Below are 11074 nucleotides of genomic sequence, written 5' to 3'. Positions count from 1 at the left end.
TCATACCCCCAGGTAAGCGCGGCGCAGGGCGTCGGAGTTGAGGAGTTCCTCCGGACGACCCGAGAAGCGCATGCTGCCGTTCTCGATCACGTAGGCGCGATCGGCCATCTCCAGCGCCTGACCCACGTTCTGCTCCACGAGCAGGATGGCCAGGCCCTCGCCGCGCAGGCGGCCGATGAGGGCGAACATCTCCTCCACCAGCAGCGGCGACAGGCCGAGCGAGGGCTCGTCGAGGATCAGCAACTCGGGCTCGGCCATCAGGCCGCGGCCGATGGCCAGCATCTGCTGCTCGCCACCGCTCATGGTGCCGGCCAACTGGGCGGTGCGCTCCTTGAGCCGCGGGAAGATGCCGAACACCTTCTCCAGGTTCTGCGCGCGGCGCGCCCGGCCGCGGGTGAAGGAGCCCAGCTCCAGGTTCTCCATCACGCTCAGGTTGGGGAAGATCTTGCGGCCCTCGGGCACCTGGATCAGGCCCGCCCGCACCACCTCGCGGTAATGCGCGCCGCCCAGCTCCACGCCGTTGAAGCGCACCGAGCCCGACCAGGGTTTCACCAGGCCGCACAGCGTGTGGTTGAAGGTGGTCTTGCCGGCGCCGTTGCTGCCCAGCAGGGCCACCATCTCGCCGCGCGCGACCTGCAGGTCCACGCCGCGCAGCACCTCGATGCGGCCATAGCCGCCGCGCAGGCCGCGCACGTCGAGCAGGGTCTCCGCGGCGGTCGTGCTCGCGTCGCGCACGACCTGCGTATCGATCGCTTGTGCACTCATGCCTGCACCTCCGCCTGCGCCGTCATGCCCCGCTGCAGCCGGGCGGCCGTGCCGTGGCCCAGGTAGGCCTCGACCACCTTGGGGTCGCGGGTGACGACCTGCGGCGGCCCTTCGGCGATCAGCTCGCCCTGGGCCAGCACCCACACATGCTCGGCCAGGTTCATCACGGCCTGCATCACATGCTCGATCATGAGGACGGTGACGCCCTCCTCGCGGATGGCGCGCACCACGGGCAGCATCTCGGCGATCTCCTGCGGATTGAGGCCGGCCAGCACCTCGTCGAGCAGCAGCAGCCGCGGCCGGGTGGCCAGGGCCCGCGCCAGCTCCAGCCGCTTGCGGCCGGCCACGGTGAGGTCGGAGGCCGGCTTGTCCAGCTGCGGCCCCAGGCCGACGCGTTCGGCCACGGCCGTGGCGCTGGCCAGGGCCTCGCGCCGGCTGGCATGGTGCAGGTGGGCGCCGACGGCGATGTTCTCGCGCACGGTCTGCGCGGCGAAGGGCTGCACGATCTGGAAGGTGCGGCCCATGCCCATGCGGGCATTGAGGTGCGGCGCCTGGCCGGTGATGTCGCGCCCGCCCAGGCGCACGCGGCCGGTGTCCGGGCGCTGGAAGCCCGACATCAGCGAGAACAGCGTGGTCTTGCCGGCGCCGTTGGGGCCGATCAGCGCGGTGAGCGAGCCCGCCGGCACCGCCAGCGACACCTCGCGCACGGCGCGCAGGCCACCGAAGGTCTTGGAGACGCCTTCGACTTCGAGCAGGTACTCAGCCACCGCGGCCTCCCTTCCAGAGCCGGCGCACGTTCTGCCCCACGCCGGCGATGCCGCGCGGCAGGAACATCACGATCAGCACCAGCACGCAGCCATAGATGACCATGTTGATGCCCGGCAGCTCGCCGAACAGGTTGCGCGTCAGGTCGGCCAGCACATGCAGCGCGAAGGCGCCCAGCAGCGGGCCCCACACGGTGCCCATGCCGCCCACGATGGCCGCCACCAGCGCCTCCACGGAGGCGGTGGAGCCGAAGGCGATGCCCGGGTCGATGTACTGGAACACCTGCACATAGAAGGCACCGGCCAGGCCCATGAAGCCGCCCGACAGCACGATGGCGCCGAGCTTGACGCGCAGCGGATCGACGCCGGCCGCGCGGGCCGCGTCCTCGTTGTCGCGCACCGCCTGGAGGTAGGCGCCGAAGCGCGAGTGGCGCAGCCAGGCACTGACCAGCAGGGCCGCCACCACCATGGCGAGGATCACGTACAGGTATCCCACCCGCGAGCCGAACTGCAGGTTGGCCACCGACTCGCGCAGCGGCACCATCAGGCCGACGCCGGCCCCGGTGAAGGGCAGCGACAGCGCCAGGATGCGGCACACCTCCGCGAAGGCCAGCGTGACCAGCGCGAAGTACGAGCCCTTGAGGCCGTAGCGGAAGCTCAGCGCCCCCACGATCAAGCCGACCAGCGCCGCGACGCCAGCCGCCGCCACCAGCGCCACCCAGGGGTTGAGGCCCCACTGCAGCTGCGCGATGGCCTGCACATAGGCGCCGAAGCCGAAGAACAGCGCATGCCCGAAGGAGAACTGCCCGCCGAAGCCGCCCAGGATGTTCCAGGCCTGCGCCAGCAGCGCCGCGTAGAGCGCCATCATGACGAAGTTGAGCCAGACCCCCGAGGTGGTGACGAGCGGAATGGCGCCCACCACGAGGGCGAACACCACGATGAGAAGAACCGATTTCATGCCTTGCTTCCGAAGAGGCCCTGGGGACGGAACAGCAGCACCGCGATGAAGATGAGGAAGATGCCGATCTGCCCCAGCGACTCGCCCAGGAAGAGGCCGCCCAGCGACTCGACCACGCCGATCAGCAGCCCGCCCACCAGCGCGCCTGCGAAGCTGCCCATGCCGCCCAGCACCACGATGGTGAAGGCCACCAGCACGAAGCCGCCGCCCACCTGCGGGTTGACGTAGTAGGCCGGCAGCAGGAAGCAGGCGGCCGCGCCCAGGCAGGCCAGGCCGATGCCGAAGCTCATGGCGTAGACATGGTCGACGTCGATGCCCATCAGGCGCGCGCCCTGCTTCTCCTTGGCCACGGCGCGGATCGCGCGGCCCAGGTCGGTGGCCTTGACGATCCACAGCAGCACGGCCGCCCCGGCCAGCGCACCGCCGAAGGCGATGAGCTTGGGCAGCGCGATGAAGGCCGGGCCGATCTGCAGCGTCGTCAGCGTGTAGGGCGTGTCGATGGTGCGCGTGTCGGAGCGGAAGAACAGCAGCGCCAGGTTCTCCATCACGATCGACAGGCCCAGCGTGACCAGCAGGATGTTCTCGTCCTTGCCGTGGCTGGCGCGGTTGATGATGCCGCGCTGCAGCACGTAGCCCAGCGCGAACATGCCCGCCACCACCAGCGGCAGCGCCAGGTAGGGGTCGATGCCGAACTGCGCGCGCAGCCAGTAGACGGCATAGAGCGCCAGCATCAGCGAGGCGCCGTGCGCGAAGTTGATGATGTGCAGCACGCCGTAGATCAGCGTGAGCCCCAGGGCGATGAGGGCGTAGACCGCCCCGGTGGTGAGTCCGTTCAGCACGGACGGCACCACGATCGACAGATCGAACATGGAAAAGGAGCCTGGTGGTGCCGTTCAGGCCTTGAGCGGGAACAGGGGCTCGGCCTCGCGGTATTCGCGCGGGATGATGACCTTGATGTCCTTGTCGATGACCTGCGTCATCAGCGGGCGGCCGCCCTGGTTCTGGCCATTGACGAACTTGGTCGGGCCGTAGGGCATGAAGTGGTCGGAGAAGGTGCTCTTCTCCAGCGCGTCGATCAGCGCCGCGCGCTCGCTGGACTTGGCCCGCTCCAGCGCATCGGCCAGCAGCATCATGCTGGTGTAGGTCATGAACAGCTCATAGCTGAAGTACAGCTTCTGGGCCTCGGCCCGCTTCTTGAGCGCCTGGGCGCGTGCGTCCTTGGGGTTGAACCAGTGGTTGCAGTCGATGATGCCGTGCGAGGCATCGGGGAACTCCTGCACAAACTTGTAGCTCGACGCCGCGCCGCCCAGCACCGAGTAGATGGCCTTGGGCACCACGCGCTGCTGCTGCATGGTGCGCACCAGCAGTGCGTATTCGTTGTAGTAGTTGGCCGGGATCACGATGTCCGGGTTGACGGACTTGATGCGCAGCACGATGTTGTTGAAGTCGCGCGTGGGGTTGGCGTGCTTGATGACTTCCTTCACCTCGAAGCCATAGCCCGGCAGTTCGCGCGACAGCAGGTTGGCCGTGCCGGTGCCGAAGAGCGACTCCTCGTGGATGATCATCACGGTCTTGGCCGGCTTGCCCGCCACGCTGTTGAGCACGTGCAGGTTGGACATGGCCAGATCGGTCACGGCCTTGTAGCCGGGGCCGAAGCGGAAGGTGTTCTTCAGGCCGCGCTCGACGATCTGGTCGGCCACGCCCACGTCCACGATGTGCGGCAGGTTGTACTTGGCGGCGGCCTGCGTGGTGGCCAGGCAGATGGCCGAGGCGAAGGCGCCGACCACGGCGGACACGCCGGCCTCGTTCATCTTCTCGACCTCGGCCGCGCCGGCCTGCGGCTGCGACTGGGCATCGCCCAGCAGGGCTTCGAGGCGCGCACCGCCGAGCGACTTGATGCCACCGGCCTTGTTGATGTCCTCGATGGCCATGAGCGCGCCAGCCCGGCACTGCTGGCCCGAATAGGCGAGCGCCCCGGTGACCGGGTGCAGCACGCCGACCTTGATGCTGCGCGGCTGGGCACCGCCGATGGTCGGCAAGGCGAGCGCGGACGCGGCGGCGGCCGACTGGGCGATGAACTGGCGACGGTTGCGGGTGGGCTGGGTCACGGCGAACTCCTTCGTGGGTCGATGTCAGGAAAAGCGGGCGGAAGCGTCCTTGCTGACCCACACCTTGGCGTCGATGTCGCCAACGCGGGACAGCTCCATCTGGTACTCGTAGCGGTCGGGCCGGTACAGGCCGTGCAGCCATTGCACAGGCCGGTCGTCCACGTCGTAGATGAGGCGGCGCACGGCCAGCAGCGCCGTGCCGACCGACACGTCGAGGTGCTCGGCCGTGTGGGCGTCGGCCAGCCGGGCCGAGATGCTCTGGTGCGCCCGGCCCACGCGCACGCCCGACTCCTCCAGCAGCAGCAGGATGGGCTTGCGCGCCAGCTCGCGGCGGCCGAAGCCCTGCGCCAGCGCCTGGGGCACATAGGTGGTGATGAGCGACAGCGGCCCCTCGCGCGTGCTGCGCACGCGCACCGCCTTCTGCACCTCGGCCCCGACCGGGATGGCCAGCGCCTGCGCCACCGCCTCGGAGGCGGTGATGCCCGCCACATCGAGCACCTTCACCGAGGTCTTCAGGCCCATGGTGACGAGGTTCTCGAGCAGGCCGGTGAGCGGCGTGCGGTCAGGCGCGGCGACGGAGGCATTGGCCGTCGTGGGCCGCGTGCCGCGGCCGGGCTCGCGCTTGATGAGGCCCTCGCCGGACAGGCGCTCCAGCGCCTTGCGCACCGTGACGCGGGAGACCTCGAACTGCTCCATCAAGGCATGTTCGCCCGGCAGCCCCGCTTCGAAGGCGCCCTCCTCTAGCTGCTGCCGGAGCACGAGGTAGATGCGGTGGTACTTGGGAAGCGGCAGCGCCGAGGACATGGGAAATGATCGTAGGAGCCGTTTTATTGTTCTGTCAATAAGACATTTGAAGGCGGAACTTCGCGAATCTTGCAGGGACGGCGATGCGATACCGGTTCGCCAGACTGGAGGGGTATGCAGGAGTCATGCCCGCATGCCCCCCGTGCTTCGGTGCACGGCGGTGCGCCAAAGCCGGCGTGAGCCGCAGGGCGACCCACGGGGCTCCCCCAAGGCAGGGCGCCGCGCACACGCCTGGGGCGCGACCGCGGCCACGGGGCTGCGGCTTGGTCGCTCAGTCGCGCCCGGGCGCCGGGCCGTCGGCGGGCCACTCGCCCACGAACTCCACCGAGTGCAGCACCCGGCGCAGTTCGGGTTCGTCCGAGGACATCCAGCCCGCCAACTGCCCCTGGAAGTGGGCGACGAAGCGGCCCGCGGCATGCGAAAGACCTTCGTGCGAGCGGCGCACCAGCCCCACCACATGGCTGTGGAAGCGCTCGCGCAGCGGCAGCGCGACGACCTCATCGCGCAGCGCATCGCCCTCCACCAGGGGCCATGGGCAGAAGGTCAGCATGTCGGTCTTGCGCACCAGGCCCAGCATCAGCGAGGCCGAATGCGCCAGCTGGATGCGGTGCACGGGCGGCGCCAGGCCGTGCTGCACGAACAGGTTGTCCAGCAGGTTCACACGCTCGCCGGCGGTGAAGTTCAGCACCCAGTCCTCGTCCAGCAGTTCGGCCATCGAACGGGCCGCGGCGCGTGGATGGCCGCGACGCGCCACCACCGTCATCTCGTAGCGGAACATGGGCTGCGCATGCAGGCCCTGCATCGACTCGGTGGGGCCGAGGCGGCCGATCAACAGGTCGAGGCTGCCTTCGCGCAGGCGCGGGTAGCCCAGTGCCGACAGGCCATCGAACATCTCCAGCTGCACATGGGGCAGCTCCTGCCGGAAGGCGGGCAGCACCCGCGGCAGCAGGGTCTGCGCCACCCAGGGCGTGATGGCCAGCGCCAGCCGCTGCGGCGCGCCCGTGTCGCGATGGCGGGCCAGCATGCCTTCGGCCTGACGCATCTCGGACAGCATGCGCTGCGCATGCGCGAGCAGCGCCTGGCCGGCGGGCGTGAGGGCGACGTGGCTGCCGCGGCGCGCGATCAGCGCCACCTGCGCATGCGCCTCGAGTTCGCGCAGGCCCTGGGTGACGGTCGCCTGCGTCACGCCGAGCGACCGGGCGGCGGCGCGGATGCCGCCCTCGGAGGCGACTGCGACGAGGTAGCGCAGCTGATGCAGCTTCATGGGCCGCGATTATGCGAAGCGACAGGCGCCGCCACGCAGTGACGGGCAATGCCTGTCTGTCGATGCGGCAAAGGCACTCCTAGACTGGCTCCGCAAAGGACGACCCCATGCCATTCGAAATCGAGACCGCCGCTGCCCTGGACCATGTGCCCCCCGAAGTGCGCGACATCGCACCGGAGATGGTGGCGCTGCGCCAGCGCATCCATGCCCACCCGGAGCTGGCCTACGAGGAACATGCCACCAGCGATCTGGTGGCCGAGCGTCTGGCGGCCTGGGGCTACGAGGTGCACCGCGGCCTGGCCGGCACCGGCGTGGTGGGCACGCTGCGCAAGGGCCAGGGCACGCGCCGCCTGGGCCTGCGCGCCGACATGGATGCGCTGCCGATCCAGGAGACCACCGGCCTGCCCTATGCGAGTCAGGTGGCCGGCAAGATGCACGCATGCGGCCATGACGGCCACACCAGCATCCTGCTGGCTGCAGCGCGCGTCATCGCGCAGCAGGCCGACTTCGACGGCACGCTGCACCTGGTCTTCCAGCCTGCCGAGGAAGGCCTGGGCGGCGGCCGCCGGATGGTGGAGGAAGGACTGTTCGAGCGCTTTCCCTGCGACGCCATCTTCGCCCTGCACAACATGCCCGGCTTTCCGGCCGGCAAGCTGGGCTTCAGGGAAGGGCCGTTCATGGCCTCGTCGGACACGGTACATGTGACCGTGAGCGGCCGCGGTGGCCATGGCTCGGCACCGCACCTGGCGACCGACCCGGTGGTGGCCGCCGCGCACATCGTCGTGGCGCTGCAGACCATCGTGTCGCGCAACGTGGATCCGCGCGAGATGGCCGTGGTGTCGGTCGGCGCCATCCACGGCGGCGATGCGCCCAACGTCATTCCCGGCACCGTCACGATGCGCCTGACGGTGCGCGCCTACCGGCCCGAGATCCGCGCCATGCTGCGCGAGCGCATCACCGCGCTGGTGCAGTCGCAGGCCGCCACGCTGGGCGTGCAGGCCGAGGTGGACTACCACTGGCGCTACCCCGCGCTGGTCAACGACGTGGCCTCCACGCGCTTCGCCCGGCAGGTCGCGGCGGACTGGCTGGGCGAGGACGGCCTGCTGCACGACCTGGCGCCGCTGACCGGCAGCGAGGACTTCTCCTTCATGCTCGAGCACTGCCCGGGCAGCTACCTCATCGTCGGCAACGGCGTGGGCGAGCACCACCACACCGGCGGCTGCATGGTCCACAACCCAGGCTACGACTTCAACGACGCCATCCTGCCCATCGCTGCCAGCTACTGGGTGGAGCTGGTGCGCCGCTTCCTGGCGCCGCAACGCTGACGCGGCCGCACCGCCCCTTTTTCTCTTCCGCTTCGCACTGCCATGACCTCCCCCCCTTCTTCCGTCACCCGCCGGCGCCTGCTGGGCGCCCTGGGCGGCGCCGCGCTCTGCCCGGCCGCATCGCTCGCCCTCGCCCAGGACGCCTATCCGACCCGGCCGATCCGCATGGTGGTGGGCTACGCGCCGGGCGGCTCGGTCGACATGGCGGCCCGCGTGGCGGCGGACATCCTGTCGGCCCGGCTCGGCGGCTCGGTGGTGATCGACAACCTGCCGGGCGCCGCCGGCGTGCTGGCCGCCCAGCGCGTGGCCGCCAGCCGCCCGGACGGCTACACGCTGCTGGCCGGATCGAGCAACGAGATGGCGGCGACGGCGCTGGTCAACCCGTCGCAGCGCTACAGCCCGCTGACCGACCTCTCGCCCATCGCGCTGATCGCCACGGCCCCAGTGCTCTTCGTCGCGGCGCCGCACACCGGCGTGAAGAACATCGACCAGCTGATCGCCCTGGTCAAGCGCAGCCCGGGCAAGTACAGCTATGGCAGCTCGGGCGTCGGCTCCACGCTGCACTTCGCAGGCGAGCTGCTCAAGCAGCGCGCAGGCATCTTCATGACGCACATCCCGTACCGCGGCACCGGGCCGCTCACCACCGACCTGGTGGGCGGCGCGCTGGACTTCGCCATGCTCTCGCCCACGGCGGCGGCGCCCTTCATCGCCAGCGGCCGGCTCGTTCCCCTGGGCATCACCTCGGCCCAGCGCTTTCCGACGCTGCCGCAGGTGCCGGCGCTGGGCGAGCACCCGCTGCTCAAGGGCTATGAACTCAATGGCTGGTTTGCGCTGGCCGGCCCGAAGCACTTTCCGGCCCCGCTCGCGCAGAAGCTGCGCGAGGCGCTGCAGGCCGGCCTGACCGACCCCGGCATGCGCCGGCGCCTGGAGGACGGCGGCTCGATCCCCGCCACGGGCAAGGAAGACCTGGCGCGGCTGATGCAGGAGGACACGGCCAAGTACGCCGAGTTGGTGAAGTTCGCGAACGTGCGCGAATGAGCGCAGTGCCAGGGCGGAGTCGTCGGCTCCGCCCCAGCGCACCGAGGCTTTCGAGGGGCTTGCCGAACAGCCCCTCTGTTGCGTCAAGGCCGATCCGGCCATCCACCTCCAGCGACTGCCCTTCGGCGTGTCGCAGCAACTCGCGGACGATGGGTGGCAGCGTCTTCCGCAGGATGGAATGCGATGGCTTCTGCGCGAGCCAATGTCTTGCCAGGGCGTCGCGCTCGACGACCTCCAACCCCGCCCTCTCAATGGCGAGGTGCACGTTTACGTCGCTTGCACAACCAGAGGTGGTCGGCCACATGAGCGCGCAATCTGGCGCTTCCCCATGGGAGGAGCGCACGTCGTAGACCAGTTGAGCATGACACCACGTGGGCTGATCGTCCTGAAGCTGAGTTGCCTTCAACCAGGGATGTTGATCGCTACTTGAATACGGCTTCAGGGCCAGTGCTGGATTCCTGTACTGTTCCGGCGCGTACTGAATCAGCGTCAGAGGACTCATGTGGCGCGGCAATTCCGAGGATTTACAAACGCGGATCGCTCGCGGAGGATGGCGGTACGCGTACCTTTCGCATGCCTCGGAGCGTGCGATATCCATGGCCATTTGCGCCTCTGCTGACCGGCCGAACCCCATTGCCAGAGGTGCGGCGGAGCCCATGACCGTCGCTTGAAAGGACTTGAAGCCAAGGTCGGTGACTGCTGCTGGCAGTTGTGGGTCAAGCGACGTCAATTGGATGGCCGCTCGCCGCGGCTGCACTGCGGCCGGGCCATCCGTCGTCATCGCCCCTTGAAGAAGCAGGCCATCCAGAAACCCAGACACAAATGGCCAAGCAGTCCGTGCAACCAACTCTGCTTCAATTTCGGAGCGTGAGCGGGAGCCGTCGCCCACGTGAATCAGTGCGTTCAACACCCTAGCCGGCGCTTGAATCTCTGCTTTTCCATCCGCCTTCTCCACAATCAAGCAGCGTGAACCATGCTTGAGGATCTTTCCCAAGCGCAGAAGTGGTGAAGTTCCGCGCGCGGACGTCATGAGCATCAGGCGGAGTGAAGCTCAAGCTTTCTCAACAGGTCTTGCGCGGCGGGGCGACCACTTAACCCCTGCCAGCCATTGGCGGGGGTAAGGGAGCCAAGGCAGTGACTGAACGCTGCGAAGCCTTCAACAAAGACCGCGCAGCCTTTCTCTGTAGCGATGTTGTACAACTGCGTCGATGGTGCCAAGTGATGGTAGATCGGCTGCGCATGCACCCAACCGGTCTCGTGGGCCAGTTGCTCTGGAATGTCGATTTGCAAGGGCACGGGCAGCGACGGTAGCCGCGGCTCGATGGAGTTACGCATCTCGTACATGAGGTGGTTGAGGTTGTATGTTCCCCATGTGTCGTCGCTCTTTCCATCTGCGTCCAGACGACGCACCCAAAGAGGATGCTCGTCTGAGATCACGAGGCAGTCATCGCCAAGGCCGCGCAGTTCGATGACTTTTCGGGACAATCCAAGTTTGGGCTGCTCCAGGGCCCGGACCCGGTCGGGACCTTGCATCGTCAGCACAAGATCACCGATCTTGATGCGCTCGACGGCCTTTTGTGACCCGTCCGCCATCCGAACGCGATTGCCGGCCAGATAACAGGTGTTTTCCCCAGTGTTGCAAAGAAATTCGGGTGGGATAGCCCCAGTTTCCAGTGCTGGCCGATAGGGCCGGGTGGTAATCGACCACCCTTCAGGATCATCCTGCTGCGACTCCCGATCAAGCACCGCGGACACATTGCCGTTCACATGTACAGCGCCAGAGTTTTGAATGATGCCCATGGCTGATTCCTCTATAGATCTGCTGTTGTAGAAAGCCACCGGCGAATAGACCTGCGGCTAGCCGCATATCCGATTGCTCTCTCCTTTGTTTAGTAGCCTTGGACGTCGCTCGGATACTAGGTGTCGAGTTGCAATAGGTTGTTCCCACAAAGGCGGGAGGCTGGGGGCTTGTGCCCCAGAGCGCAGTGCGGGCGCTCGCAGTTGTAGTAGCGCAGGAAAGCGGGCAACCAAGCGGTGCGCTCGGCACT

At 68.2% G+C, this 11074-nt stretch carries 10 protein-coding genes and 2 pseudogenes; 2 read left to right on the top strand and 10 right to left on the bottom strand.

Going from position 1 to position 11074, the window contains the following annotated elements; all coding sequences use genetic code 11:
* The 7 genes from KBC94_RS22385 to KBC94_RS22355 form a co-directional block, all read right to left on the bottom strand.
* Nucleotides 1-765, bottom strand: a complete 765-nt coding sequence (locus KBC94_RS22385; protein ID WP_294375375.1) for an ABC transporter ATP-binding protein — start codon at nt 763-765, stop codon at nt 1-3.
* Nucleotides 762-1532, bottom strand: coding sequence for an ABC transporter ATP-binding protein (locus KBC94_RS22380; protein ID WP_294375373.1), 771 nt, complete (start codon nt 1530-1532; stop codon nt 762-764). The genes KBC94_RS22385 and KBC94_RS22380 overlap by 4 nt, the downstream gene beginning before the upstream one ends.
* Nucleotides 1525-2487 (bottom strand): branched-chain amino acid ABC transporter permease, encoded by a 963-nt coding sequence (locus tag KBC94_RS22375; RefSeq protein ID WP_294375368.1) that lies wholly within the window; start codon nt 2485-2487, stop codon nt 1525-1527. The genes KBC94_RS22380 and KBC94_RS22375 overlap by 8 nt, the downstream gene beginning before the upstream one ends.
* Nucleotides 2484-3356, bottom strand: coding sequence for a branched-chain amino acid ABC transporter permease (locus KBC94_RS22370; protein ID WP_294375365.1), 873 nt, complete (start codon nt 3354-3356; stop codon nt 2484-2486). The genes KBC94_RS22375 and KBC94_RS22370 overlap by 4 nt, the downstream gene beginning before the upstream one ends.
* Before the next feature lie 24 nt (nt 3357-3380).
* Nucleotides 3381-4595, bottom strand: a complete 1215-nt coding sequence (locus tag KBC94_RS22365) for an ABC transporter substrate-binding protein (protein WP_294375362.1) — start codon at nt 4593-4595, stop codon at nt 3381-3383.
* Nucleotides 4596-4619: 24 nt separating this feature from the next.
* Nucleotides 4620-5399, bottom strand: coding sequence for a GntR family transcriptional regulator (locus tag KBC94_RS22360; protein ID WP_294375359.1), 780 nt, complete (start codon nt 5397-5399; stop codon nt 4620-4622).
* 271 nt (nt 5400-5670) lie between these two features.
* Nucleotides 5671-6663, bottom strand: a complete 993-nt coding sequence (locus KBC94_RS22355) for a LysR family transcriptional regulator (RefSeq protein ID WP_294375356.1) — start codon at nt 6661-6663, stop codon at nt 5671-5673.
* A 179-nt stretch (nt 6664-6842) separates the two neighbouring features.
* Between KBC94_RS22355 and KBC94_RS22350 the strand changes: the two genes are divergently transcribed.
* Nucleotides 6843-7988, top strand: coding sequence for a M20 aminoacylase family protein (locus KBC94_RS22350; protein ID WP_294375748.1), 1146 nt, complete (start codon nt 6843-6845; stop codon nt 7986-7988).
* Nucleotides 7989-8030: 42 nt separating this feature from the next.
* Nucleotides 8031-9026: a tripartite tricarboxylate transporter substrate binding protein gene (locus KBC94_RS22345; RefSeq protein WP_294375353.1), complete on the top strand. Its 996-nt coding sequence runs from the start codon at nt 8031-8033 to the stop codon at nt 9024-9026.
* 115 nt (nt 9027-9141) lie between these two features.
* On the opposite strand, the pseudogene KBC94_RS28895 reads toward KBC94_RS22345, so the two are convergent.
* The 3 genes and pseudogenes from KBC94_RS28895 to KBC94_RS22335 all read right to left on the bottom strand — a co-directional run.
* A pseudogene (locus KBC94_RS28895) lies at nt 9142-9660 on the bottom strand (YcaO-like family protein); the annotation flags it as partial.
* A 401-nt stretch (nt 9661-10061) separates the two neighbouring features.
* The gene (locus tag KBC94_RS22340) at nt 10062-10826 is read right to left on the bottom strand and encodes a hypothetical protein (protein ID WP_294375350.1); all 765 of its coding nucleotides are present in this window, start codon (nt 10824-10826) and stop codon (nt 10062-10064) included.
* Nucleotides 10827-10942: 116 nt separating this feature from the next.
* A pseudogene (locus tag KBC94_RS22335) lies at nt 10943-11074 on the bottom strand (integrase core domain-containing protein); the annotation flags it as partial.

The sequence above is a fragment of the Pseudacidovorax sp. genome, assembly GCF_017991995.1.
GTDB lineage: Bacteria > Pseudomonadota > Gammaproteobacteria > Burkholderiales > Burkholderiaceae_C > Xenophilus.
Note: the sequence above shows the minus strand (reverse complement) of the source record. Positions and strands in the feature narration are given on the sequence as shown.

Bases quoted from the DNA above. Each gene is read 5' to 3' on its own strand.
- KBC94_RS22350 (WP_294375748.1), top strand. From the start codon at position 6,843: ATGGTGGCGCTGCGCCAGCGCATCCATGCCCACCCGGAGCTGGCCTAC.
- KBC94_RS22360 (WP_294375359.1), bottom strand. From the start codon at position 5,399: ATGTCCTCGGCGCTGCCGCTTCCCAAGTACCACCGCATCTACCTCGTG.
- KBC94_RS22345 (WP_294375353.1), top strand. From the start codon at position 8,031: ATGACCTCCCCCCCTTCTTCCGTCACCCGCCGGCGCCTGCTGGGCGCC.
- KBC94_RS22385 (WP_294375375.1), bottom strand. From the start codon at position 765: ATGAGTGCACAAGCGATCGATACGCAGGTCGTGCGCGACGCGAGCACG.
- KBC94_RS22370 (WP_294375365.1), bottom strand. From the start codon at position 3,356: ATGTTCGATCTGTCGATCGTGGTGCCGTCCGTGCTGAACGGACTCACC.
- KBC94_RS22375 (WP_294375368.1), bottom strand. From the start codon at position 2,487: ATGAAATCGGTTCTTCTCATCGTGGTGTTCGCCCTCGTGGTGGGCGCC.
- KBC94_RS22355 (WP_294375356.1), bottom strand. From the start codon at position 6,663: ATGAAGCTGCATCAGCTGCGCTACCTCGTCGCAGTCGCCTCCGAGGGC.
- KBC94_RS22340 (WP_294375350.1), bottom strand. From the start codon at position 10,826: ATGGGCATCATTCAAAACTCTGGCGCTGTACATGTGAACGGCAATGTG.